This window comes from Streptomyces nigra, from assembly GCF_003074055.1.
Classification (GTDB): domain Bacteria; phylum Actinomycetota; class Actinomycetes; order Streptomycetales; family Streptomycetaceae; genus Streptomyces; species Streptomyces nigra.
The window spans coordinates 3256045-3280325 of sequence record NZ_CP029043.1 but is presented as its reverse complement, the minus strand read 5'-3'; the positions used below and the strand labels follow the sequence as shown (position 1 = coordinate 3280325).

The 24281-nt window shown below is 74.4% G+C and carries 25 protein-coding genes; 14 read left to right on the top strand and 11 right to left on the bottom strand.

The features are described from left to right. Nucleotides 1–102 precede the first annotated feature (102 nt). A complete protein-coding gene (locus DC008_RS14985; protein WP_108710706.1) occupies nt 103–1356 on the top strand; it encodes an MFS transporter in 1254 nt (417 codons plus the stop codon). On the opposite strand, the gene DC008_RS14980 is transcribed toward DC008_RS14985, so the two are convergent. Further along, nucleotides 1264–2304 (bottom strand): GlxA family transcriptional regulator, encoded by a 1041-nt coding sequence (locus DC008_RS14980; protein ID WP_108707418.1) that lies wholly within the window; start codon nt 2302–2304, stop codon nt 1264–1266. The genes DC008_RS14985 and DC008_RS14980 overlap by 93 nt on opposite strands. A gap of 65 nt (nt 2305–2369) precedes the next feature. Between DC008_RS14980 and DC008_RS14975 the strand changes: the two genes are divergently transcribed. Next, nucleotides 2370–3689: an MFS transporter gene (locus DC008_RS14975; RefSeq protein WP_425276541.1), complete on the top strand. Its 1320-nt coding sequence runs from the start codon at nt 2370–2372 to the stop codon at nt 3687–3689. A 7-nt stretch (nt 3690–3696) separates the two neighbouring features. Here the strand turns inward: DC008_RS14975 and DC008_RS14970 are convergent, their stop codons facing one another. The 4 genes from DC008_RS14970 to DC008_RS14955 all read right to left on the bottom strand — a co-directional run bounded on the left by DC008_RS14970 (nt 3697) and on the right by DC008_RS14955 (nt 8677). Continuing rightward, complete coding sequence (locus tag DC008_RS14970; protein ID WP_164492310.1) at nt 3697–4293, bottom strand: flavin reductase family protein; 597 nt, start codon at nt 4291–4293, stop codon at nt 3697–3699. Nucleotides 4294–4353: 60 nt separating this feature from the next. Then, nucleotides 4354–5151, bottom strand: a complete 798-nt coding sequence (locus DC008_RS14965; protein ID WP_108707416.1) for an enoyl-CoA hydratase/isomerase family protein — start codon at nt 5149–5151, stop codon at nt 4354–4356. 1 nt (nt 5152) lies between these two features. Continuing rightward, nucleotides 5153–7378, bottom strand: a complete 2226-nt coding sequence (locus tag DC008_RS14960) for an acetate--CoA ligase family protein (RefSeq protein WP_108707415.1) — start codon at nt 7376–7378, stop codon at nt 5153–5155. 120 nt (nt 7379–7498) lie between these two features. Then, nucleotides 7499–8677: a flavin-containing monooxygenase gene (locus DC008_RS14955; protein ID WP_108707414.1), complete on the bottom strand. Its 1179-nt coding sequence runs from the start codon at nt 8675–8677 to the stop codon at nt 7499–7501. A 221-nt stretch (nt 8678–8898) separates the two neighbouring features. On the opposite strand from DC008_RS14955, the gene DC008_RS14950 reads away from it, so the two are divergent. The 6 genes from DC008_RS14950 to DC008_RS14925 all read left to right on the top strand — a co-directional run bounded on the left by DC008_RS14950 (nt 8899) and on the right by DC008_RS14925 (nt 13679). After that, nucleotides 8899–9846 carry an RNA polymerase sigma-70 factor gene (locus DC008_RS14950; RefSeq protein WP_108707413.1) on the top strand — a complete coding sequence of 316 codons (948 nt, stop codon included), beginning with the start codon at nt 8899–8901 and terminating at the stop codon, nt 9844–9846. A gap of 112 nt (nt 9847–9958) precedes the next feature. Continuing rightward, nucleotides 9959–11155, top strand: a complete 1197-nt coding sequence (locus DC008_RS14945) for an NAD(P)/FAD-dependent oxidoreductase (RefSeq protein WP_108707412.1) — start codon at nt 9959–9961, stop codon at nt 11153–11155. An 87-nt stretch (nt 11156–11242) separates the two neighbouring features. Beyond that, nucleotides 11243–11692, top strand: coding sequence for a DoxX family membrane protein (locus DC008_RS14940; protein WP_108707411.1), 450 nt, complete (start codon nt 11243–11245; stop codon nt 11690–11692). After that, nucleotides 11689–12087, top strand: a complete 399-nt coding sequence (locus DC008_RS14935) for a Zn-ribbon domain-containing OB-fold protein (RefSeq protein WP_108707410.1) — start codon at nt 11689–11691, stop codon at nt 12085–12087. Before DC008_RS14940 ends, DC008_RS14935 begins: the two co-directional genes overlap by 4 nt. Nucleotides 12088–12110: 23 nt before the next feature. After that, nucleotides 12111–12740, top strand: a complete 630-nt coding sequence (locus DC008_RS14930; protein ID WP_108710704.1) for a GNAT family N-acetyltransferase — start codon at nt 12111–12113, stop codon at nt 12738–12740. Nucleotides 12741–12812: 72 nt separating this feature from the next. Then, complete coding sequence (locus DC008_RS14925) at nt 12813–13679, top strand: GNAT family N-acetyltransferase (RefSeq protein ID WP_108707409.1); 867 nt, start codon at nt 12813–12815, stop codon at nt 13677–13679. Nucleotides 13680–13681: 2 nt separating this feature from the next. On the opposite strand, the gene DC008_RS14920 is transcribed toward DC008_RS14925, so the two are convergent. From DC008_RS14920 to DC008_RS14910, 3 genes are read right to left on the bottom strand one after another with little or no spacing between them, the layout of a single operon-like run. Then, nucleotides 13682–14338: a pyridoxine/pyridoxamine 5'-phosphate oxidase gene (locus tag DC008_RS14920; RefSeq protein WP_108707408.1), complete on the bottom strand. Its 657-nt coding sequence runs from the start codon at nt 14336–14338 to the stop codon at nt 13682–13684. 34 nt (nt 14339–14372) lie between these two features. Continuing rightward, a complete protein-coding gene (locus DC008_RS14915) occupies nt 14373–14798 on the bottom strand; it encodes a pyridoxamine 5'-phosphate oxidase family protein (RefSeq protein ID WP_055623601.1) in 426 nt (141 codons plus the stop codon). 19 nt (nt 14799–14817) lie between these two features. Then, nucleotides 14818–15996, bottom strand: coding sequence for a thiolase C-terminal domain-containing protein (locus DC008_RS14910; protein ID WP_108707407.1), 1179 nt, complete (start codon nt 15994–15996; stop codon nt 14818–14820). 90 nt (nt 15997–16086) lie between these two features. Here DC008_RS14910 and DC008_RS14905 point away from each other — a divergent pair, with 90 nt between their 5' ends. From DC008_RS14905 to DC008_RS14895, 3 genes are read left to right on the top strand one after another with little or no spacing between them, the layout of a single operon-like run. Then, a complete protein-coding gene (locus DC008_RS14905; RefSeq protein WP_108707406.1) occupies nt 16087–17286 on the top strand; it encodes an acyl-CoA dehydrogenase family protein in 1200 nt (399 codons plus the stop codon). A 2-nt stretch (nt 17287–17288) separates the two neighbouring features. Further along, nucleotides 17289–17777: a nitroreductase/quinone reductase family protein gene (locus tag DC008_RS14900; RefSeq protein WP_108707405.1), complete on the top strand. Its 489-nt coding sequence runs from the start codon at nt 17289–17291 to the stop codon at nt 17775–17777. Between the two features lie 57 nt (nt 17778–17834). Continuing rightward, on the top strand, nt 17835–18299 hold the full coding sequence (locus tag DC008_RS14895) for an Lrp/AsnC family transcriptional regulator (protein ID WP_055623597.1): 465 nt from the start codon (nt 17835–17837) through the stop codon (nt 18297–18299). Between the two features lie 97 nt (nt 18300–18396). On the opposite strand, the gene DC008_RS14890 is transcribed toward DC008_RS14895, so the two are convergent. Beyond that, complete coding sequence (locus DC008_RS14890) at nt 18397–19032, bottom strand: TetR family transcriptional regulator (RefSeq protein ID WP_055623596.1); 636 nt, start codon at nt 19030–19032, stop codon at nt 18397–18399. 134 nt (nt 19033–19166) lie between these two features. On the opposite strand from DC008_RS14890, the gene kbpA reads away from it, so the two are divergent. The 3 genes from kbpA (at nt 19167) to DC008_RS14870 (ending at nt 23091) form a co-directional block, all read left to right on the top strand. Further along, nucleotides 19167–19904 (top strand): AfsK-binding protein KbpA, encoded by a 738-nt coding sequence (kbpA, locus tag DC008_RS14885; protein WP_108707404.1) that lies wholly within the window; start codon nt 19167–19169, stop codon nt 19902–19904. A gap of 213 nt (nt 19905–20117) precedes the next feature. Further along, nucleotides 20118–22466 (top strand): protein serine/threonine kinase AfsK, encoded by a 2349-nt coding sequence (gene afsK, locus DC008_RS14875; protein ID WP_108707403.1) that lies wholly within the window; start codon nt 20118–20120, stop codon nt 22464–22466. A gap of 109 nt (nt 22467–22575) precedes the next feature. Next, nucleotides 22576–23091: a hypothetical protein gene (locus tag DC008_RS14870; protein ID WP_123954005.1), complete on the top strand. Its 516-nt coding sequence runs from the start codon at nt 22576–22578 to the stop codon at nt 23089–23091. Between the two features lie 6 nt (nt 23092–23097). Here the strand turns inward: DC008_RS14870 and DC008_RS14865 are convergent, their stop codons facing one another. Together DC008_RS14865 and DC008_RS14860 are read right to left on the bottom strand one after the other, a co-directional pair. After that, nucleotides 23098–23868: an enoyl-CoA hydratase/isomerase family protein gene (locus DC008_RS14865; RefSeq protein WP_108707401.1), complete on the bottom strand. Its 771-nt coding sequence runs from the start codon at nt 23866–23868 to the stop codon at nt 23098–23100. After that, the gene (locus tag DC008_RS14860) at nt 23865–24281 is read right to left on the bottom strand and encodes a Zn-ribbon domain-containing OB-fold protein (RefSeq protein WP_055623591.1); all 417 of its coding nucleotides are present in this window, start codon (nt 24279–24281) and stop codon (nt 23865–23867) included. The genes DC008_RS14865 and DC008_RS14860 overlap by 4 nt, the downstream gene beginning before the upstream one ends.

Genomic DNA, 24281 nt, shown 5'->3' with positions numbered 1-24281 from the left:
GAGACGGGTGGTTCGCGCCGGTCCTGATGCGCCCGGCGGAGTTTTCCACAGGCCTGGAAAACGGCTGCCGGGATGTCGGTGCCGGGACATACCGTCGACTGCATGACCTATCGAGACGTCGCCTCCAGGCAGGTCCTGGTCTGGGCCGGGACCGCCGTGGCCGCCCGGATGCCGGTCGCCATGACCCCGCTGGCGCTGGTGTTCCTGGTCCGCGAGCGGCCCGGCGGCTACAGCCTGGGCGCGACGCTCGCGGCGGCCTATGTGCTCGGCGAGATCGTCGCCGCCCCGATCCTGGGGACACGCCTCGATCCGGCGCGCGGCCGGCGCCAGCTGACCGCCGGACTCGCGGGCGGCACCCTCGGGTTCACGGGCCTCGGCGTCCTCGCCGGGTCGCACGCCCTGGTGCTCGGCGCGTTCGCGTTCCTGGCCGGGGCCGCCCCGTCCGCGGCCGCCGGAGGGCAGCGCGCCCTGCTGACCTTCCTGGTGCCGGAACGGGCCGTGGCGCAGGCGCTGTCCACGGAGTCGATGCTGATGTCGGGCGTGTGGGCCGTCTCGCCGGTCGCGGTCGCCGGGCTGGCGCTCGCGGTGGACCCCCGGGTGCCGCTGCTCCTCGCGGCCGTCCTCATGGCGCTGTCCATGGCCGGGCACCGGCTGCTGCCCGCGGGCTGGGCGAAGGACGGCCAGGGCGGCCGGGCCAACCGGGTGGGGACCCGCGTCCTGCTGGGCGCCTGGCCGGTGTACGTCACGGGCGCCGCCAGCATCACCCTGCTCGGCCTGGTCGAACTCACCCTGCCCGCCCTGCTGGAGCAGCGCGGGATAGGCGTCGGCTGGTCGGGTCCGCTGCTGGCGGGCATGGCGGTGGCGGCGGGCGCCGGGGCGTTCGTGTACGGACTGCGGTCCTGGCCGGGCCGGTTGCGCTCACGCAGCGTCGTGCTGATGTGCGGCATGTCGGTGTTCGTGGCGCTGCTCGCGCTGGTACCGGACGGGCCCGGCATGGCGGTCGCCCTCGTCCTCGCGGGCGTCCTCCAGTCCGGCGCGCTCATCACCCGCAATCTGTCGCTGCGGGACGCGTTGCCGCCCGGCGCGCTGGCCGCCGGATACTCCGTGCTGTACGCGGCGGCGGGCGCCGGGTACGCGGCGACGGGGTCCCTGGCGGGCGCCCTGCTCCAGGTGGTGGCGCCCTCCACGGCCATGCTGGCCGGGGTCGGGCTGACGCTGCTGCTGACCGCGCTGGGCTGGTGGGGGGAGGCCCGGCGGGAGCGGTCACCGGCTCCCGGCGGTCTCCAGGCAGGCCCCGCCGCCCGCGCGGAAGGTGCGCCGATAGCTGGTGGGGGTGACCCCGAGCGCAGCCTGTAGGTGCTGCCGCATGGACTGGGCGGTGCCGAAGCCGGAGCGCGCGGCCACCTGGTCGACCGACAGATCGGTGGACTCCAGCAGATGCCGGGCGCGTTCGACCCGCTGCCGGGTCAGCCACTGGCCGGGGCTGACGCCGGCCTCCTCCCGGAAGCGCCGGGTGAAGGTGCGCACCGACATGGACTCCTGGTCGGCCATGTCGCGCAGCTGGATCGGCTCGTGGAGGTGCGCGAGGGCCCAGGCGCGGGCCGCCGTCGTGGACGACTGCTGCGGGTCGGGGACCGGACGCTCGATGTACTGGGCCTGCCCGCCGTCGCGGTGCGGCGGTACGACCATGTGGCGGGCCACGTCGTTGGCGACGGCCGTGCCGTGGTCGCGGCGGACCATGTGCAGACACAGGTCGATCCCGGCGGCGACCCCGGCCGACGTCAGCACGTCGCCGTCGTCGACGAAGAGCACGTCGGCGTCGACGTCGATCGTCGGGAACAGCTCCTGGAAGCGCCGGGCGTCGGCCCAGTGCGTGGTCGCCGGGCGGCTGTCCAGGAGTCCTGCGGCGGCCAGGACGTAGACACCGGTGCAGATGGAGGCGAACCGGGTGCCGGGGCGCACGAGGGCGAACGCGGCGGCCAGTTCGGCCGTCAGGACGCCCCGCTCGAAGACCGGCCCGAGCTCGTACGACGCCGGGACGATCACCGTGTCGGCGGTGGCCAGGGCCTCCGGGCCGTGCTCGACCTGGATGGCGAAGTCGGCGTCGGTCAGCACGGGGCCGGGCGGCCGGACGGAACAGGTGACGACCTCGTACAGCGGCCGGCCGCGCTCGTCCCGGGGGCGGCCGAAGACGCGGTGCGCGATGCCCAGCTCGAAGGGGATCGCCCCGTCGAGGGCGAGCACGGCCACCCGGTGGGGCTTCGGGGGGTCCGTCGGGGGCTGGAGGCTCGGCTCGGAGGGCATGGCCCGATCCTAACGAACGCTGTCCTCCGGGCCAATGGAATCGAGGGCGCGCAGGCCCGAAGCTCATGAGCGTGACGCAGACGACCCCCGCCCTCGACGACTCCGCCGCCGACGGCGCCGCACCGACACCGCGCCGGCCGCGGATCCACCGCGCCTGGTTCGTCGCCGCCGTGGCCTTCGTGACGATCCTCGGCGCGGCCGCCTTCCGCTCCCTGCCGGGCCTCCTCATCGACCCGCTCAACGACGACTTCGGCTGGTCGCGGGGCACGATCGGGGCGGCCGTCTCCATCAACCTCGCGCTCTACGGCCTGACCGCCCCGTTCGCCGCCGCGCTGATGGACCGGTTCGGCATCCGGCGGGTCGTCGCGGTGGCCCTGGTGCTGATCGCGGCGGGCTCGGGGCTGACGTACTGGATGACGGCGGCCTGGCAACTGCTGCTGTGCTGGGGGCTGCTGGTCGGCCTCGGCACCGGTTCGATGGCGCTGGCGTTCGCGGCCACGGTCACCAACCGCTGGTTCACCGAGCGCCGGGGCCTGGTCACCGGCATCCTCACCGCCGCCTCCGCCTCCGGCCAGCTGATCTTCCTGCCGCTGCTGTCCTGGATGGTCGAGGAGCACACCTGGAGGCCGGCCGTCGTCACCGTCGCCCTCACGGCGCTCGCGGTCGTCCCCTTCGTCTGGCTGCTGCTGCGCGACCACCCGGCGGACGTGGGCCTCGCGCCCTACGGCGCCACGGAGTTCGTGCCCAAGCCGCCGCCCGCGCAGGGCGCCGCCCGCCGGGCCGTGACCGTCCTCCTCTCGGCGGCCCGCACGGGTCCCTTCTGGCTGCTGGCCGGCACGTTCGCGATCTGCGGCGCCTCCACCAACGGCCTCATCCAGACCCACTTCGTGCCCGCCGCCCACGACCACGGCATGCCGATCACGGCCGCCGCCTCGCTGCTCGCGGTCATCGGCGTCTTCGACGTCGTCGGCACGATCTTCTCCGGCTGGCTCACCGACCGCTTCGAACCGCGCCGCCTGCTCGCGGTCTACTACGCCCTGCGCGGTGTCTCGCTGCTGTTCCTGCCGATGCTGCTCGCGCCGAGCGTCCACCCGCCGATGCTGTTCTTCATCGTCTTCTACGGCCTCGACTGGGTCGCCACCGTCCCGCCCACCGTCGCCCTGTGCCGGGAGCAGTACGGCGAGGACAGCGCGATCGTCTTCGGCTGGGTGCTCGCCTCGCACCAGGTCGGCGCGGCGCTGGTGGCGTTCCTCGGCGGGGTGGCGCGGGACGTGTTCGGCTCCTACGACATGGTCTGGTACGCGTCCGGCGCCCTGTGCGCGGTGGCGGCGCTGATGGCTCTGGTGATCCGGCGGCGCCCGCAGACCGCCGTCCCGGCCCTCTGACGCGCGGTCACCGCAGCCGGCCCCGGTGGAAGAGCAGCGGCGGCTCGTCCCCCTCGCTCGTGCCCAGGTCGTCCACCCGGCCGACGACGATGAGGTGGTCGCCGCCCGGGTGCACCGCGTGGACCGTGCAGTCGATCCAGGCCAGCGTGCCCGCGAGGCGCGGGGAGCCGGAGACGGGGGCCGGGTCGTAGCGCACCCCGGCGAACTTGTCGGCGCCGCTCACCGCGAAGGCCCGGCACAGCTCGCCCTGCCCGGCGCTGAGCACGTTCACGCAGAAGACGCCCGCGCGGGCGATGCGCGGCCAGGTCGTGGACGTACGGCCGACCATGAAGGCGACCAGTGGGGGGTCGAGGGAGAGGGACGCGAAGGACTGGCAGGCGAACCCGGCGGGGCGGTGCGGGGCCTCGGCGTCCGCCGGGGCCGTCACGATCACCACGCCGGTCGCGAAGCTGCCGAGCACCCGCCGGAACACGTCCTGCGGGATCGGGGCCCGCTCGTCCGCGCCGACACAGCGCAGCGCGGGGCGGGGCGGAGCCGGGGCGGGCGGCGCCCCGGCCGGGCGGAGGTGACGGACGGCGGCGGCCGCCATCCCAGCGTGTCCCATCACATCCGCCATTAGAACTGACGGTCCGTCAGATAGGAAGACCCGCGAGGTGGGGAGATGTCAGCGCCCCCGGAACTCCGGGTTCCTGCGCTCCACGAAGGCCGCCAGGCCCTCCGCCGCGTCCTCGGTCGTGAGATTGATCTCCTGCGCGGCCGACTCCGCCGCGAAGGCGCCGGCGCGGTCGCTGTCCCAGGAGGCGTTGACGAGCTGCTTGGTGAGGGCCAGCGCGCGGGTCGGGCCCGCCGCCACACGCACCGCCCAGCCGACGGCCGCCTCCTGCAGCTCCGCGTCCGGGACGACCCGGTTGACCAGGCCCAGCCGCTCGGCGTCCGCCGCGCCCAGGGCGTCGCCGAGGAACATCAGCTCCTTGGCGCGGTGCGGGCCGACGAGCCGGGGCAGCAGATAGGCGCCGCCGCCGTCCGGGACGAGTCCGCGCCGCACGAAGACCTCGATGAACCGCGCCGACTCGGCGGCCAGGACGAGATCGCAGGCGAGCGCCAGATGGGCGCCGAGCCCGGCCGCGGTGCCGTTCACCGCCGCGATCACCGGCTTCTCGCAGTCCAGGACGGCCGCGATGAGCCGCTGGGCGCCGAGCCGGAGCGTGCGGGCGACGTCGCCGGTCCGCCGCTCCCCGCCCGCCGCCCCGCCCCGCAGGTCCGCCCCGGCGCAGAACGCGCGCCCGGTGCCGGTGAGGACGACGGCCCGTGTCTCCGGGTCCGCGGAGGCGGCGTCGAGCAGGGCGACGAGCCGGTCGCGCATGGCGGGCGTGAGCGCGTTCAGCGCCTCGGGGCGGTCCAGGGTGATCCGGCAGACCCCGTCCTCGCGGGAGTGCCGTACGCACAGGTCGGACGTCCCCATGTCAGCGGCACACCACGAGCGCGTCCAACGCGACCGCGCCCTGCCCGCGAGGCAGCACCATCAGCGGGTTGACGTCCAGCTCCGCGAGCTCGTCGCCGAGCTCCAGCGCCATCCGCTGCACCCGCAGCACGACCTCCACCAGCGCGTCGAGGTCGGCCGGGGGCCGCCCCCGGACCCCGTCGAGCAGCGCCCGCCCGCGCAGTTCGGCGCACATCTCACGGACCTGCTCCTCCCCGAAGGGCGGCACCCGGACGGCCGTGTCGCGGAGCACCTCCACCAGCACCCCGCCCAGCCCGACCGTCACCGTCGGCCCGAACAGCGGATCGTGCGAGGCGCCCACCACCATCTCCAGGCCCCGCTCCACCATCTGGCAGACCAGGACGCCGTCCAGCGCGATGTCCTCGTAGCGGGCGATGTCGGTCAGCTCGCGGTAGGCGTCCCGGACCTGGCTGGCCGAGGTCAGCCCGATTTTGACGAGGCCCAGCTCGGTCTTGTGGGCGATCCGGGCGCCGGACGCCTTCATCACCACCGGGTAGCCCACCAGTCCCGCCGCGCGCACGGCCGCCGCCGCGCTCGTCACCAGCTGTTCGCGCGGGACCCGGATGCCGTACGCCCGCAGCAGCTGCTTCGCCGCGTGCTCGCTCAGCTGCTGCCCCGGGCGCAGCAGGGCCCGCGCCTTGCGGCTGGACGGCGAGGGGGTGCGGGGCGCCTCGTCGAAGGGGGAGCGGTAGCCGTCGACGAACCGGTGGTGGTCGAGGTAGGCGCGGACGGCGGAGACGCAGTTGGCGACCGTGCGGAAGGTGACCACGCGCGAGGAGCCCAGCAGGACCTCGCGGTAGGCGTGTTCGGTGCCGACCGGTGACCCCCACACCACGCAGACCAGTTTGTCCGTGCGCTCGGCGGCGTCCACCAGGTCCTGGGCGAGCTTGTCGCTCAGCGGCGGGAACGGCCCGGTGACCGGGCAGATGAGCACGCCCACCGAGGGGTCGTCGAGGATCGCCCGGAGGATCCGGGGCCCGCGCTCGTCGCCGACCGGGTGCCCGCCGTTGTCGACGGGGTTGGCGACGCTCAGGTACTCCGGTATCCACTGGTGCAGTTCGGCCTGCTTGGCCTCCGACAGGACCGGCAGTCGCAGCCCCGCCCCGGCCGCGAGGTCGGCCACATGGGCGCCCGTGCCACCGGAGATCGAGTAGACGACGACGCCGTCGGCGCGGGGCGGGCGGGCCCGGGCCAAAAGGGTGGCGGTGTCCTGGAGTTCGTCCAGACCGTCGACCCGGATCACCCCGTACTGCCGCAGGGCCGCGTCCACGACGGCGTCCGCGCCGGTCAGCTTGCCGGTGTGGGAGGCGGCCGTACGGGCACCGGCCTCGGTGCGGCCGACCTTGACCGCGACCACGGGCACCTTGCGGCGGGCGCAGCGGTCGGCGGCGAGCAGGAAGGCGCGGCCGTCCTTGATGCCCTCGACATAGGCGGCGATGACCCCGACCTCGGGCCGTTCGGCGAAGTAGGAGAGGAAGTCGGCCGTCTCCAGGTCGGCCTCGTTGCCGGTGGGCGCCCAGTGCGACAGGCGTACGCCCAGCTCCTGGAGGGCGAACACGGGGCGGCCCTGGTGCCCGGACTGGGTGATGAGCGCGATCGCGGGCCCCTCCAGGTCGTCCCGGAACCGCTCGAAGGCGTTCAGGTTGGTGTTGGGGCCGAGCAGCCGCAGCCCGGAGCGCTCGACGGCGGCGGTGAGCCGGGCCTGCGCGGCCGCGCCCTCCGCGCCGGTCTCCGCGAACCCGGAGGCGAAGACGACGGCGAACTTCACCTTGGCCTGCGCCAGTTCCTCGATCACCGGCAGCGGGTCGGCGACCAGCAGGACGGCGAGGTCGACCTGTTCGGGCAGGTCGGCGACGGTCGGGGAGCAGGGCAGGCCGAACACGGACGGGCGGGCCGGGTGCACGGGATGGAGCCGGGCGCCGACCCGCTCGGCCCAGTCGACCAGCCGCCGGGTGATCCCGGTGTTCGGCCGCCCCTCGGCGTCGGAGGCGCCGATCACGGCGAGGGACTCCGGCCGGAAGAGGCGGTCCAGGTCGGGGACCTCGCAGTACAGGGGGCGGCCGCTGACGTCGAGGTCGTCGGGTTCGGCGGGCCGGCCGTGGACGGCGGGCGCGGGCTGTTCGCCGCAGGCGACGACCCGGGCCCGGCGGGAGTCGGTGGTGAGGGTGCCGTGGGTTGATCCAAGCATCGGTCCGCCCGTCCCTGGATGACAGCGATTAACTGACGCTGTGTCAGATTAAAGGAACTGACACGGCGTCAGGAACCGTCGTGCAGGGCAAAAGTCGGGCCCTTGCGCGATCCGACCCGCTCAGACCGGCAGCCGGGACACATCGCGGCGCCGGTCGCCCGCGACGGCCCGGGCGATCTTCTGCGCGTCGATCGCCATCTCCCGCAGATTGCCGCTGATGGGGTTGGTGTAGCCGGTGAAGTACAGCCCGGGCGCCTCCGCAGGGGTCCGGGCGCCCCGCACACACGGTCTGCCCCGCCCGTCGAGCACGCCGAGATGCCCGACGAGTTCCTCCAGGCCGCGCGCGTACCCGGTGGCCGCGACGACGACGTCCGGCGATATCCGGCTGCCGTCAGCGAGCACCACCTTGTCCGTGTCGAACCCCTCGACGGCGGCGACGATCTCGACCCGGCCCTCGCGCACCGCGTCCACGAGCCCGACGTCCAGGACGGGGATCGCGCCCTCGCGGACCCGGCTGTAGAGGCCGGTGTCGGGGCGCGGCAGCCCGTGCGCCGACAGGTCCGGGACGCTGATCCTGGCCACCGGCCGGGCGAGCCGGTCCACGAGCCGCACCGGCAGCCGCCGGACCGCGATGCTCGTGAACTGCGCGGGCCATCCGGCGGTCGAGCGACGCACGATGTGCGGGACCGTCCGCACCGCGAGGCGCACGCGCTCCGCCCCGCCCTCCACGAGGTCCACGGCGATCTCCGAGCCGGTGTTGCCGGCGCCCACGACCAGGACGTCCCGGCCGGCGTACGGGGCGGGGGAGCGGTACTCGCCCGCGTGCAGCAGCTCCCCGCCGTAGCCCTCGCGTCCGGGCCAGTCGGGGATGCGCGGCGTGTGGTTGTACCCGGTGGCGACGACGACGGCGGCGCCCGCCAGTTCCCGGCCGCCGGTGGCGTGCAGCAGCCAGCCGGAGCCGTCCGGCGCGGGGTCGACGCGGGAGACCTCGACGCCGGTGACGATCTCCAGGTCGTGGTGCTCGGCGTACTTCTCGAGATAGCGCACCATGTCGTCGCGGGACACCCAGCGCCCGAACCGGCGGGGCATCGGCAGGCCGGGCAGCGCCGACAGTCGCCGGGTGGTGTGCAGATGGAGCCGGTCGTAGTGCGCGCGCCACGAGGCGCCGACCGCGTCCGACCGCTCCAGGACGACGGCCCGTATGCCGCGGGCGCGCAGGGCGTACGCGACGGAGAGCCCGCCGGGGCCGCCCCCGACGACGTAGACGGGGCGTTCCGGGAGATGAGGGGTGTCGGCCATGATTCGGAGCGTAATCACGCGATTGGTTGATGGGTCTCGGTCAAGCCCGGAATTGGTTGCGGATCGATCACGACTGCAGGAGACCTGGGTGGGGCCTGTGACGTAGCTCTCCTGGTTGTGGGTCCGGGCCCCGGGATGCGGGGGCGCGGTGCGTCCGAGGCTGCGCCGGGCGGCCCGTCTCCACCTGCCCGTGCGGGCCACGGGAGTTAGGATCCGAACCCATGGTCCTCACGGTGAACGACGTGGAACGGTTCGAGGCGGCCCGCCCCCGTCTGGAGGCCATCGCCTACCGGATGCTCGGCTCGGCGAGCGAGGCGGAGGACGCCGTCCAGGAGACGTTCCTGCGCTGGCAGGCCGCCGACGTGGAGCGCGTCGAGGTCCCCGAGGCATGGCTGACCAAGGTGCTCACCAACCTGTGCCTGAACCAGCTCACCTCCGCCCGCGCCCGCCGCGAGACCTATGTGGGCCAGTGGCTGCCCGAGCCGCTGCTCGCCGGGGACCCCATGCTGGGCCCGGCCGACACCGTCGAGCAGCGCGAGTCGGTCTCGTACGCGGTGCTCGTCGTGCTGGAGCGGCTCTCGCCGAGCGAGCGGGCGGTGTACGTGCTGCGCGAGGCGTTCGACTACACGCACCGCGAGATCGCCGAGATCCTCGACATCACCGAGGCCTCCAGCCAGCAGATCCTGCACCGCGCCCGCAAGCACGTCGCCCAGGGCCGGGCCCGCGCCGAGGTCGACGAGGCGGCGGCCCGGCGGATCATCGACGAGTTCCTGGCGGCGGCCACCAGCGGCCGCACCGAGCCCCTGGTCCGGCTGCTCACCGAGGACGCCGTCGTGGTCGGCGACGGCGGCGGCAAGATCCCGGCGCGGGCCAAGGCGGTCGAGGGCGCCCTGGCGGTCGCGAAGTTCCTGCGCGGCCTGTTCAAGCCCAGCGAGGCCAAGCGGGCCCTGGTGGGCGGGTCGCCCGAGTACTACGCGGCCACCGCCAACGGCGGACCCGCCCTCGTGGTCGTCGTCGACGGCCGGGTCGTCGGCGTCATGTGCGTGGAGGTCGCCGAGGACGGCCTCGCCGCGTTCCGCAGCCAGGTCAACCCCGACAAGCTGGAGCGCGCGACCCGGCTCTGGCAGGCCGCCGACCACGGGGAACCCCTGGTCCGCGAGGCCTTCTGACCCGCGTACGACGCTCTTCACGCGATGTGACGTGGTTCACATCGCGTTCCTGTCAGGAATCGGCGGGCCGCCCGGTTCAGGTGGCGAACCCGCTGAAGACAGGAGCAAGGACATGCAGCACCGCATCATCGTGCTCGGGGGCGGCTACACCGGAGCGTTCGCGGCCGGGCGGCTCGCCAGGCGACTGCACGGCGACGACGTCACCGTCACCCTGGTCAACGCGGAGCCCGACTTCGTCGAACGCGTCCGGATGCACCAGCTCGCCGTGGGACAGGAGCTCAAGCCCCGGCCGTTCGCCGACCTGTTCCGGGGCACCGGCGTCGACCTGAGGATCGCCCGGGTCACCGCCGTCGACGCCGACCGGAAGACCGTGGCCGTCGAGGACGCGGACGGCGCCGAGGAGCTCGCGTACGACACCCTCGTCTACGCCCTCGGCAGCGGCTGGGACGACCAGGGTGTCCCCGGAGTCGCCGAGCACGCCTACGAACTCGCGAGCCGGCCCGGCGCGCTGCGGCTGCGTGAGCGCCTGGCCGCGCTGGAGGCCGGAGCCCCCGTGGTCGTGGTCGGTGGCGGCCTCACCGGCGTGGAGGCCGTCACCGAGATCGCCGAGGCCCGCCCGGACCTCGACGTCTCCCTGATCGTGCGCGGCGGACTCGGCGACTGGCTCTCCCCCAAGGGCCGCCGCCACCTGCGCAAGGTCGTCGGCCGGCTCGGCGTCACCGTCCACGAGGACACCACCGCCACCGAGGTCGGGCCCGACCGGGTCACCACCGCCGGCGGGGCCGTGCTCCCGGCCGCCGTCACCGTGTGGACCACCGGCTTCGCCGTCCACCCGATCGCGCTGGCCACCACCCTGGAGGTCGGCGACCGGGGGCAGATCGTGGTCGACGGCACCATGCGCTCGGTCTCCCACCCGGACGTCTACGCCATCGGCGACGCGGCCCTCGCCCGGGGTGTCGGCGGCAAGCCGCTCCGCATGTCGTGCGCCTCAGGCGGCTTCACCGCCTGGCAGGCCGCCGACGCCGCCGTGGCCCGCCTGACCGGCGGCAAGCTGCCCAAGGTCCCGCTGCGCTACTTCAACCAGTGCGTCTCGCTGGGCCGCAGGCAGGGCCTGATCCAGTACGTCACCGGCGACGACCGCCCCGTCCGCGCCGTGCTGACCGGCCGGATCGCCGCCTTCTACAAGGAGCTGATCTGCAAGGGCGCCGCCTGGAACGTCGGCAACCCGGGGATGGGCATGCCGCTGCGCCGCCGCCGGACGGTGGCCCCGCAGGACCCCGCCGTCGCCGCGGCCGAGGCGGCCGCCTGAACCGGCTGGGGCCGTGCCCCGGCCGCGGGACGGCCGGGACGCCCGGACGATTGTCACGCCCCATGGATCTGACGTACCGTCAGATCCATGGACGCGATCTGGCTCACAGGCGCTCAATGGCTGGCCGTGCTCCGGATAGGCCTCGGGCTGTGGTGGCTGGAGAGCTGGCGGCACAAGGACCGCCGGAGCTGGCTGGCCGGGTCCGGGATCGCCTGGGCCGCGGACATCGCGGCCGAGCACCGCTGGCCCGCCGTCCGCACCGGCTTCCGGCGCGTGGTGGCACCCCGGCCGCGGGTCATGGCGTATGTCGTCCTCTACGCCGAACTGGCCCTGGGACTCGGCCTGGTGCTCGGGTTCCTCACCCCGGTCGCCCTCGCCGGCGGACTGCTGCTCAATCTGCTGTACCTCACCCTGATGATCCACGACTGGGCCGAGCAGGGGCAGAACGGCATGATGGCGCTGATCTCGGTCGTCGCGCTGTTCGGGATGTCCTGGCAGTCCTGGTCGGTGGACGCCGCGCTCGGACTGTTCGGATGAGCGCGCCCCGCTACGACGTCCCCGAACCGGACGCCTTCACCCGCCCCTACTGGGACGCGGCCGCCGCCGGCCGGCTGCTGCTGCGCCGGTGCCGGGCCTGTGGACGGGCCCACCACTACCCGCGCGAGGCCTGCCCGCACTGCTGGAGCGAGGACGTCGTCTGGGAGCCCGCGAGCGGCCGGGCCACCCTGTACACCTGGTCCGTCGTACACCGCAACGACCTGCCGCCGTTCAACGCGTTGACCCCGTACGTCGCCGCCGTCGTCGACCTCGCCGAGGGCCCCCGGATGACGACCGGCCTCGTGGACTGCCCGGACCCCGCCCGCCTGCGGGCCGGCCTGGCGCTGACGGCCGCCTTCCCGGACGGGGTGCCGATGTTCCGCCCGGCCCCCTGATCCTCCGGGTTTCAATGGACCTCATGACCGACGCCGCGATACGCCCCGCACCCCGCCCCTTGCCGGACCTGCACGGCCATGGACTGCGGCTGCGCCCCTGGGACCCGTACTCCGAGGCCGACCTGGACGCCTGGTGCCGGGGCCGCGCCGACCCGGAGTTCCGGCGCTGGAACACCCCGCTGTCGCTCGCCACGGACCGCGAGGGCGCCCTCGCCTCCCTGCGGACCGCGGTCGGCGCGACGGACGGCTCGGCGGCGTACTGCGTGACCGACGCCGGGACCGGCGCCCTCCTCGGCCATGTCGGGGTGACGGTCGTCAGCCGGCGTATGGACTACGGCCTGGTCGGCTACTGGGTGCTGCCCGAGGCCCGCGGCCGGCGCGTGGCGGTCCGCGCGCTCGACCTCGCCGCCCGCTGGGCGCTGACCGCGCCGGACGGCCCCCGGCTGCACCGCCTCGAACTCGGGCACGCCGTGGGCCACGACGCCTCCTGCCGGGTCGCCGAGCGCTGCGGTTTCCCCGCCGAGGGCACCCTGCGGGGCGCCATGTGGGAGGCGGGGCGGCAGGACGCCTACCGGGACGTGCATCTGCACGCACGGCTGGCGACCGACCCCGGGCCCGACGTCCTCCTTACCCCAACACCCGTCCCCGTGTGACGACTTGTGTCGTCTTGGTGTCCACAGCGGAAAAAAGTGCACAACGCCGGGACGGGCGCGGGATCATGAGGCATGCGCCCGGACGACTGGTACTGCACCCAGGACCTCAACGGCTTCCTGTCCCACGCCGGAGGCTTCCTGCGCTCACGCCCCGACCTGCACACCGTCGCCCTGACGGTCACCGAGACGCTGCGCGTCAACGGGCCGCGCGCGTACGGCGACGAGCCCCCCGTGTTCGGGGTGCTGGAACGCGACGGGCAGGTGCGGGCCGCCTACTTCCGCACCCCGCCCCACATGCTGAACGTCACCCCGCTCACCCCCGACGAGGCCGACGCCCTCGCCGCCCATCTGCTCGCGCTCGGGCAGACCGTCCCCGGCGTCGTCGCCGCCCGGGAGACCGCCGAGGCGTTCGTCGCCGCCTGGCAGCGGCACACCGGCGCCCGCGGCACCGTCGCCCAGCGCCAGCGGCTGTACCGGCTGGGCAATCTGACCGTGCCGCGGCCCGTCCCGCCCGGCCGCGCGCGTCTCGCCGGGCGGCCGGACCGGGAGCTGCTGGCCCGCTGGTACGGCGAGTTCACGAAGGCCGCCGGGCACACCGCCGCACGCGACCCGGGCGCCTGGGCCGACGCGCGGATCGCCTACGGCGGGATCACCCTGTGGGAGGCCGAGGACGGCACTCCCCGCGCCATGGCCGGGGTGACCCCGCTGATCGCCGGGCAGGTCCGCGTCGCCCCCGTCTACACCCCGGCACCGCTGCGCGGGCGCGGCTACGGCGGCGCGGCCACCGCCGCGGTCACCCGGGCCGCGCTCTCCTCCGGGGTGCGCGAGGTGCTGCTCTTCACCGACCTGTCCAACGCCACGAGCAACGGCCTCTACCAGCGCATCGGCTACCGCCCGGTGGCCGACTTCACGGCGTACGACCTCCACCGCGCCCGCTGACGTCAGGGCCAGAGCAGCTCCTTGACCCACCCCGGTTCCGCGCGCCGGTAGACGAGCCGGACGTGCCGCCGCTCGGCGTCGCCCTGGAAGAACTCCACCTCGTCGGGGCGCACCCGGTACAGCGTCCACGTCGGCACCGGCGCGTCCGGCTCCCGCCGGGCCCGCTCCCACGCGGCCCGCGACGCCCGTTCCAGCTCCTCGGGGGAGCCGAGCACCTCGCTCTGCCGTCCGGTCAGGGCCGCCGCGAGCGCCCCCGTCGAGCGGGCGTGCAGATCGGCCTGGGACTCGGCGGACGGGGCCGCCGTCACGGGGCCCCGCACCCGCACCTGACGGCCCCGCGCCGGCCAGTAGAAGCCGAGGGCCGCGTACGGGCGGGCGGCGAGCTGGCGGCCCTTGCTGCTGTCCCGGTGCGTGGCGAAGGCCCAGCCCGACACGTCGGCGCCGTGCAGCATCACCGTCCGCACGTCCGGCAGGCCCTCCTCGTCCGCGGTGGCGAGGGACATCGTGTGCGGCTCCGTCTGCCCGGCCGCGACCGCGTCGGCGAACCACTCGGTGAACAGGCCGAGCGGCTCGCCGGGCGCGTCCGACGGGTCGAAGGCGGGCAGCTCGACGTCCCACACCCGCAGCGACCTCAGCAGGTCGTGAAGATCCGTTCCCATGCCGCGATTGTCGCGTGCGGGGGACGGCCCGGCCTCAGAGCCGGCCGATGTCCGACGACAGCCAGTGCTCGGGCCGCATGTGGACGACGACCTGCTCGCCGTGGTTCTTCCAGGCGAAGTCGACATAGCCGTCGACCTTCTCGGGCGGCAGATAGCGCGCCGAGATCTCCCGCAGGTCCTCCAGGGTGGCCGGCACGGTCCGCAGGACCGGGCCCTCCACCGACACGTACCGGATCGTCGGCTCCAGCCGGTCCACCAGCAGGGAGAACCGGCGCGCCTCCTGGATCAGCCGGTTCTTGCGGGAGTCGAGGCCGGTCAGGATCCACACGTCGCCGCCGGGGGCGTACTGGTACCAGATGGGCACGGTCAGCGGGCCCCGCCCGCCTCCCGCGTCGACCGCCAGCGCCGCGACATGCGGCTCGGCGAGGAACTGCTCACGCTCTTCACGGGTCAGCGCCATACCGTCTCCTCGGGTCGGTTCACTCCCTTCCCAGTACCAACGTCCCCGACGAGCAGAACCATCCCCCCGTCGCCGACACCACGCCCAGCCGAGGCGGCTCCCCCGTCCGGCCCCGCCGGGCCACCTGACGCTCCCCGGCCTCGCCCCGCAGCTGACGCACCGCCTCCACCAGCAGGAACAGCCCGCGCATCCCGGGATGCTGGGCCGACAGACCGCCCCCGTCCGTGTTCACCGGGAGCTCCCCGCCGCGCACCAGCAGCCGCCCCTTTCCGACGAACTCCCCGCCCTCGCCCTTGGCGCAGAAGCCCAGATCCTCCAGGGTCACCAGCGTCATATAGGTGAAGGCGTCGTACAGCTCGGCGAAGTCCATCTCCTCGGGCCGCAGTCCGGCCCGGGCGAAGGCGAGCCGCCCGCTCACCGCCGCCGGGCCGGTCGTGAAGTCCGGCCACTCGGACATCGACGCGTGCGAGACGTGCTCCCCGCTGCCGAGCACCCACACCGGTGCCGTCCGGCAGTCGGGGACGTACTCCTCGGCGGCCAGCAGCACCGCCGCGCCGCCGTCGGAGCGCAGACAGCAGTGCAGCCGGGTGAACGGGTCCGCGATCATCGGGCCGGACAGCACGTCGTCCACGGTGACGGGGTCGCGGTGCAGCGCCTCCGGGTTGAGGGCCGCGTTGGCCCGCGCCTGGACGGCCACCTCCGCCAACTGCTCGACGGTCGTGCCGTGTTCGAGCATGTGGCGGCGGGCGGCCATGGCGTACTTGGCGATCAGCGTGTGCCCGTAGGGGACCTCGAACTGCGCGGGCCCCCGGCCGCCGAAGGACAGGTCGCCCGTCCTGCGGCCCGCCCTGATGTCCGCGCGGGCCGTCGAGCCGTACACCAGCAGCACGGCGTTCGCGTGGCCGCGGGCGATCGCGTCGACCGCGTGGGCGGCCATCACCTCCCAGGTGGCACCGCCGACCGACGTGGAGTCCACCCAGGTCGGGCGCAGCCCCAGATACTCGGCCACCTCGATGGGCGCGAGCACGCCGAGGCCCGCGGAGGCGAACCCGTCCACCACCTCCCGGCCGAGCCCCGCGTCGGCCAGTGCCCGGCGCGCGGCCTGGGCGTGCAGGGCGTACGCGGTCGCGTCGTCCACCCGCCCGCAGTCGGACAGGGCCACACCCACCACGGCGACGCTCCGGCTCCCGGCAGTCATGCGCGGCCTCCCGCCTCTGGGCATCTCATGTCGGCGCTTCTAATATGACGGACCGTCAGATCCAAGGGGAAGAGCCGGAGGGAACCGCCCATGGACACCAGCCTCACCCCCGAGCAGGATGGCGTCCGCCGCGCCCTGCGCGACCTGCTCGAGAGCCGCTGCGGTCCGGCCGAGCTGCGCGCGGCCCTCGACACCCCCTCCGGTCACGACCCCGCGCTGTGGACCGCCCTCGCCGAACGGCTCGGCCTGCCCGGCCTCGCCCTCCCCGAGACATACGGCGGTGTCGGCTGCTCGGTGACCGAACTCGCCCTCGCCTGCGAGGAGACCGGCCGGGTCCTGGCGCCCTCCCCGCTGCTGGCCACCACCGTCCTCGCCGCCGCCCTGATCGCCGCGCTCGGCACCGCGGCCCAGCGGGAGGAACTGCTGCCCCGCCTCGCCTCCGGCGCCGTCACCGCCGCGCTCGCCGTCGACGGCACCGTCCTCGCCACCGCCCTGGCCCTGACCGGCGGCAACGGCGGCGACTGGGCCGGCGGCGGCCGGGCGGGCGGCGTACAGGCCCGGCGGACCGCGGACGGCTGGCGGCTGTACGGGCAGGCGGACCAGGTGCTGGACGGGCACAGCGCCGGCCTGCTCGTGGTCGCCGCGCACACCGGGGGCTACACCCGCCCGCGGACCCTGCTGTTCCTGGTGCCCGGCGACGCCGCCGGAGTGGCCCGCGCCCGGCGGACCACCGTGGACGCCACCCGCCCACAGGGCCGGGTGCACCTCAGGGACGTCGAGGCGCGACTGCTCGGGGAGGAGGGGTCCGACGTGACCGGCGCCCTCGCGGAGATTGGCGACCGGGCCGCGGCGGTCCTCGCCTGCGAGGCCGTGGGCGCCGCCGGACGGGCCCTGGAGCGGACCGTGGAGCACGTCGGGCGGCGCGAGCAGTTCGGGCGGCCGATCGGGTCCTTCCAGGCGGTCAAGCACCGGCTCGCGGACGTGTACGTCGAGGTGCAGGCGGCCCGGTCCGCGGCGTACTACGCGGCCTGGGCGGCGGCCCACGGCGAACGGGCCGGCGGCCTCGCCCTCGCCCAGGCCCTGCGGGCGCAGCGGACCGCCTCCGCCGAGGCCGTCCAGTTCCACGGCGGACTCGGTTTCACCTGGGAGCACGAGGCGCACCTGTACTTCAAGCGGGCCGCCGGCGACGAACTGCTCCTCGGGCCGGTCCACCGGCTGCGCGCGCACGCCGCCGGGGCGGCCCGGCTCTTCGAGGCGGAGGCGCCCGGGACAGGGGAGGTGCGGGTGTGAGCATGCCGCGAGCCGTCGTACGCGCCGTGCAGAAGGTCTCCGCGACCCGGGCCTTCGCCCGCGCCGCCCCCCATGCCGTCCCCGCCCTCGACCGGGCCGTGCACCGGCTCACCCGGGGAAAGGTGCTGCTCAGCGGCCTGATGCTGCCCGGTGTCGTGCTGACCTCCACCGGCGCCCGCAGCGGACGGACCCGCCGGACGCCGCTCGCCTGTGTGCCCGAGGGGGAGGGCCGCTCCTGGCTCCTCGTCGGCTCCGACTTCGGCCGGCCCGGACACCCCGCGTGGACCCACAATCTCCTCGCCCACCCCGATGCCGCGATCGACGTCAAGGGCCGCACGATCGCCGTCACGGCCGCGCTCCTGACGGGGGAGGAGCGGGAGGCGGCCTGGCGGGCCGCGGTGGCCCTCTGGCCCCCGTACACGACCTATCAGGCTCGCGTGGACCGGGAGATCCGCGTCTTCCGGCTCACCGCGCGGGCGCAGGCCCGCTGACCCGAAAACGACGGCGGCATTTGCCCGGCACCCCGCCCTCCGGGGGAGGATCCGCCCATGGACGACGTGGACAGACGCATCCTCGCCGAGCTGCAGCAGGACGGCCGGCTCACCGTGACGGAGCTGGCCGCCCGGGTGGGGCTCAGTGTCTCGCCGTGCCATCGGCGGCTGCGCGAGCTGGAGCGGTCCGGCGCCATCGGCGGATACCGGGCCGTGGTGGACCCGGCCGCCGTCGGGCTGGCCTTCGAGGCGCTGGTCTTCGTCTCCATGCGGCAGGAGGACCGGGACACCGTCGCCGGGTTCGAGCGGGCGCTCGGCGAGGTGGAGGAGGTGCTGGAGGCGCAGCGGCTGTTCGGGGAGCCCGACTATCTGCTGCGGGTCGTCGCCGCCGATCTCGCCGCCTACCAGCGGCTGTACGACGAGCGGCTGGCCACGCTGCCGGGGGTGCAGCGGCTGACGTCGACGCTGGTGATGAAGCACGTGGTGAAGGACCGGCCGCTGCCGGGCCGGACCGGGCCGTGACGCACGGCAGGCGGTGGCCCACCCGGTGGACCACCGCCTGCCAGACAGGACTTGGGGGGCTATCCGGCGGGAGGCCGCCCCGCCGGACGCTCGGGCGTCACTTCGTCGGCTTCCTGCCGGTCACGCCCAGGTGCACCAACAGGGCCAGATTGGGCTTGAGTTCGGCCTGCTTGACGCCCCAGGTCTGGAAGCCCTTCTGGTGCGAGGCAACGGCGGCGAGCATCGCGACGAGCGATCCGGCGATGGCGGCGGGGTTGACGTCCTTGTCGACCTTGCCCTTCGCCTGGAGCTGGGTCACCGCGTCCGCGAGGGAGTTGTTGACCGAGTTCAGGATCTTCATGCGGATCTTGTAGAAGCGCTTGTCGCCCTCGGACGCGCCGAGGTCGACGACCCGCAGGATCGCGTCGTTGCGGCGCCAGAAGTCCAGGAAGCCGTCGACGAGTTCCTGCGCGGTCTGCCAGCCGGCCTTCCCCGTCCAGCTGCGGCCCTCGACCAGCTCGGTCAACTCCGCGCCCTCGGTGGCCATTTGCTCGGCGATCTCCAGGACGGCGCCCTCGACGTCCGGGAAGTACTGGTAGAAGGTGGCGGGAGAAGTGCCCGCCTTCCGGGCGACATCGATGACTTTGACGTCCCGGTACGGGGAAGAGCTGAGCATCTCGCTGAGGCAGTCGAGCAGCTTCTGCCGGGTCGCCTGCCCACGCCGGCCGGCCACGCGGCCGTCGACGGTACGCACTTGTCCTGTCATGTCGTCAGCTTACCGAGGCGGCATCGGGGCGCGATTCGGCCGACTGCAAATGGGGTGCACCGGGGTGCGAGGGGTGGTGTGCCTGGTCTGCGCGGTGCGCGCGGGGCCGTTACGTTGGCGGTATGGCCGAAAACAGGGCATCCACAGACGGAACGGATCAGGTGGAGGGCGTCCCGTGCTGGGTGGACGCGCAGATCCCCGACGTGGAAGCGGGCAGGCGGTTCTACGGCGAGCTCTTCGGCTGGGCCTTCGAGGAGGCGTACGACTCCGCCGTATGGGCCCTGCTGGACGGCGACCGGGTGGCCGCGCTGACGCCGAAGACGGACGGGCGGATGCCCAGCGTGTGGACGGTGTACTTCGCGACCCCGGACGCCCGGGCGCTGGCCGGGCGGATCCGGCAGGCGGGCGGCCAGGTGGTCACCTCGCCCGTGGAAGTGGGGGAGGGGCTCGGCACGGCCGCGCTGGTCACCGACCCCGAGGGCGCCGTGTTCGGGCTGTGGGAGGCGGGCTCGCACCCCGGGTTCGGGCGCCGGCACGAGCCGGGGACGTTCGCGTGGGCCGAGCTGTACGCCCGGGACACCGAGGCCGCCAACACCTTCTACGGCGGGCTCTTCCACGACGCCCTGTTCGGCCCCGGCGCCGAGCCGGACTTCGGGCGGGCGGCGGTCGGGGAGGTCTTCGCGGAGATGATGCCGCCCCACTTCGTCGTGCACTTCCGCGTCGAGGACGGCGCGCGCGCCCTCTCCCGGGTGGGCGGCCTCGGCGGGCGGGTGCAGGTCCCGCCCTTCGAGACGTCGTACGGCACGGTCGCCGTCGTCACCGACAATCAGGGGGCGTCGTTCGCCCTTCTGGAGCGCTGAGCGGGGCGTCCCGGCAGGTGAGGGGGGTCGGCCATCCCTCTCGATGTACCGGTTTGTACCGAGACACCCCTTTTTGAACCCGGGTTCGCCACCGGGCGCTCGGACAGGAAGAATCGGGGTGCGTGCCGCCGCGGCGGTGCGGTGGTGAGACGCTGCACGGGGTCACGTACATATGTGGGTGCACGGGGCCCGTACGGGGAGGTGGCAGGCAGAGTGGTGGATCAGCTGACGCAGCACGATCCGCGCAGGATCGGGCCGTTCGAGGTGCTCGGGCGGCTGGGCGCCGGCGGCATGGGGCTGGTCTATCTCGCGCGGTCGGCCTCGGGCCGGCGGGTGGCGATCAAGACCGTCCGCACGGAGCTCGCCGAGGACCAGCTCTTCCGCGTCCGCTTCACGCGCGAGGTGGAGGCGGCCCGGGCGGTCTCCGGCTTCTACACGGCCGCGGTGGTCGACGCCGACCCGCGTGCCGCCGTGCCGTGGCTGGCCACCGCGTACGTCCCCGCGCCCTCCCTCGAGGAGATAGTGAACGAGTGCGGGCCGCTCCCGGCCCAGGCGGTGCGCTGGCTGGCGGCGGGTGTGGCGGAGGCCCTCCAGTCGATCCACGGCGCCGGACTCGTCCACCGCGACCTCAAGCCGTCCAACGTGCTCGTCGTCGAGGACGGGCCCCGCGTCATCGACTTCGGTATCGCGTCCGGCGTGTCGAACACACGTCTGACCATGACCAACGTCGCCGTCGGCACCCCCGCCTACATGTCCCCGGAACAGGCGAAGGACTCCCGCAGCGTCACCGGCGCCAGCGACGTCTTCTCGCTCGGCTCGATGCTGGTGTTCGCCGCCACCGGGCACCCGCCCTTCCACGGCGCCAACCCGGTCGAGACCGTCTTCATGCTGCTCCGCGAGGGCCCGGACCTGGAGGGTCTGCCCGACGAGCTGCGCCCCCTCATCGAGTCCTGTATGCAGATGGACCCGACGGCCCGCCCCAACCCGGCCGACCTGCAGGCCCAGCTCGCCCCGCACCTCTTCGGCTCCGGCACCGACGACAGCGGCACCGCGTCCGCCTGGCTGCCCGAGCGGGCCGTCAGCCTGATCGAGACGCGCCGCGGCGGCCGCCCCGCCCCCAAGCCCGCGCCCGCCTCCGGGCGCAGCGCCGGACGCAACGTCCCCGCGCCCGTGCCGCCCCCGCCGCCGCACGACCCGGTCGTCCCGGCGCCCCAGCCGGTCCCGGTCGGCGCCCCGGACACCGGCCCCGTCCATCTGGCCGGCGCCGCCGTCCCGATCGGCCCCGGCCCCCGGGTCGCCGACGCCCGCGCCGCCGCGATGAAGGCGCCGCCCGCCGAGGCCGCCCTGGTCGCCTCCTGGTCCAAGCCCCGCCCCGGCGTCAACGGCGCCGACCCCGCCCTCCCGGCCGCGCCCGCGGCCCCGGAGGGCCCGGGCGGCTGGCGGCCCTGGCGCTTCCGCATGTCCAACGACGTCTGGGGCACCCCCGCCGTCGCCGGCGACCTCGTCTACGTCACCTCCTTCGAGGTGCACGCGCTCGACGTGGCCACCGGCCGGCGCCGCTTCAAGACCCGGGACGTCGCCTGGTCCATGGCGGTCGCCGACGGGCGCATCCACGCCTCGGACGGCCCCACCCTGTTCGCCCTGGACTGCAGGGAGGGCGCCGACCTGTGGCGGCTCCAGACGGACGCCTGGGTGTACTCCCTGAAGGCCGAGCGCGGCACGGTCCTCACCGGCACCCGCGGCGGCGGCGTCCAGGCCTGGGAGGCGTCGAACGGCCAGAAGCTCTGGGAGATCACCGGCGCGCAGACCGACTTCGAGACCCCGGAGGCGGGCCCCGCGCTGTTCGACGGCATCGCGTACGTCTGGCAGGACGCCCGGCTGCGCGCCCTGGACGCCCGCACCGGCGACGAGCGCTGGTCGTACCCGATCGGCGACGCCGCCTCCTGCGGCGGGGTGCCGGTACGGGTGGCCCGCGCCCACGACGGCTTCGTGTACGTCTCGGCCGGGACCCGGGTGCTCGCCCTCGACGCGATCGGCGGGCACGTCCGCTGGCACTTCGAGGCCCCGGCGGTCTTCCTGTGCCCTCCTGCCTTCGTGCCGGGCCCCGCGGTGACCGGCGGCGGTGTGTACCTGGCCGACTACCTCGGCACGGTGTACGCGCTGGACGCCACCGACGGCCGCGACCGCTGGCGCATCGCCACCGAGGCCCGCTCCTCGACCGAGCCGGTGCTGGTGGCCGCGGGCCATGTCCACGTCGGCAGCGGCAAGGGCCTGTACACCCTGGACGCCGTCACCGGGACGCCCAAGTGGCGCTTCCAGGCGGGCGGCGACATCGTGGGCGCGCCCGCGGTGGCGGAGGGCCGTATCCACTTCGGCTCCACCGACCATCTGCTCTACACGCTCAAGGCCGACGACGGCCGGCTGCGCTGGAAGCTCGCCACCGGCGGCGAGATCACCGGCTCCCCGGTGGTCCGCGACGGCGTGGTGTACGCGTGCAGCAAGGACCGCTGCGTCTACGCGCTGGACGCGGAGAAAGGCACCGGAACCGCCCGTACCGCATAGGCGCCTTCACGGGTCCTGCACGAGGGGTCACGCCAAGTGAGCGCTTTCCGGCGCTCACCGGCTGCTACCGTGACGTGCTCACGCTCAAATTCAACGGGGGTTGACACCAGTGAAGCTTCGCCATGTCCGCGCGGTGGCCGTGTTCGTCGGAGTCGTCGTCGCACTGACCGGGGCCCGGCACTCCAGCGGCGGTGGCTGCAGCGGCTCGGACTCGTCCAGCAGCTCCTCGTCGAGCTCCGGTGGCAGCGGGGGCGGCAGCACCCACTACGACGACGATGACGACTACGACACCGGGTCCACCTCGGGCGGCGGTGCGCAGACCAGCGAGGGCCCGGGCTCCGCGGAGACCCGTGACGTCAAGATCGTCCGCTGTGAGAACGACCCGGAGCGCGGGCTCGTCGCCCGGGTGGGCGCCACCAACAGTGACGCGCTGCGGACGTACTCGTACACCTTCACGGTCACGTTCAAGGACGCCGGGGGCGGTGAGCTGGACGAGCAGACCTCCGGCATCCTGACCGTCGAGCCGGGCGCCACCGAGTCGGTCGACGTCACGGCCCGCACTCAGGCCACCGGCAGCGGCACCTGCGTGCTGGGCGAGGCCCTGCGCATGGCCGACTCGTACTGAGGGCTGTCACCGGGTCCGGAACGCGCGGCCGCGGGTGCGGAACAGCTCCTCCTGCCGCTCGCCCGGCAGATTGCCGAGCGCGATCAGATGCGGGGCCTGCGCGAAGGCGCGGTCGAGGGCGGCCTCCCGGGCCGCCCACAGCGCCCGCACGGTGCCCTGCACACCCTCCGGCGGATACCCGGCGATCACCGTCGCACGCTCGACGGCCACGGGCAACGCCTCACCCGTGGCCGTGAGTTCGGAGATCAGCCCGATCTCGTGGGCCCGTCGCGCGCCCAGCCGTTCCGCGGAGCCCATCAGCGCCATCCGGGCCGCCTCCCCGTGCGGCATGCGCAGCGCCATCAGCATGGACTCGTAGGCGCTGACCATGCCGTACGTGGTGTGCGGGTCGAAGAAGGTGGCGGTCGGGTCGGCGACGAGGAAGTCGCTCTCACCGAGCAGATAGAAGGCACCGCCGCAGGCCATGCCCCGCACGGCGGCGATCACCGGCTTCCACAGGTCGTTGGACTTGGGTCCGGCCCGCAGCAGCGGATCGTCCGTCATGTACGGGGAGTCGGGCTGCGGCACCACGGTGTCCCGGTCCAGGCCGGTGCAGAACGCCCGCTCGCCGGCACCGGTCAGGACGACGGCCCGGACGGTGTCGTCGAACCGCATCCGCCGCCAGGTGTCGACCAGTTCGTCCCGGGTGGCCAGGTCGAGCGCGTTGAGCCGTCCGGGCCGGTCCAGGGTGACCACGGCGACCCCGGTGTCCTTGTCGACGCGCACGTCCAGGCTCATGGCCGCTCCAGCGTCCAGCGCGGCAGCCCCGTGCCGTCGAACACCGCCCGGACCCGGGCGCCGATACGGATCAGTTCCGGCGGCACGGAGTTCAGGGCCGCGCCGGGACCGGCGACGACGTTGCCGACGAGCCGGATCCGGGGCGCGTCGGCGAGCGCGACGACCACCACGTTGTACGGGGCCAGCTCCGCGTAGTCCGGCAGCAGGGGCGGGTGGGGGACGACGTACGACCAGATCCGCCCGTGTCCGCTCATGAGCCGCCACTCGCTCGCGAAGGACTGGCAGTGCGGGCAGCAGGGCCGGGGCGGGAAGCGGGGCTCGGCGCAGGCGCCGCAGGTCTGCACCCGCAGCTCGCCCCGGGCGGCGTACTCCCAGAAGGGGGCGCCGTCGGCGTCGGTGACGGGGGACAGCAT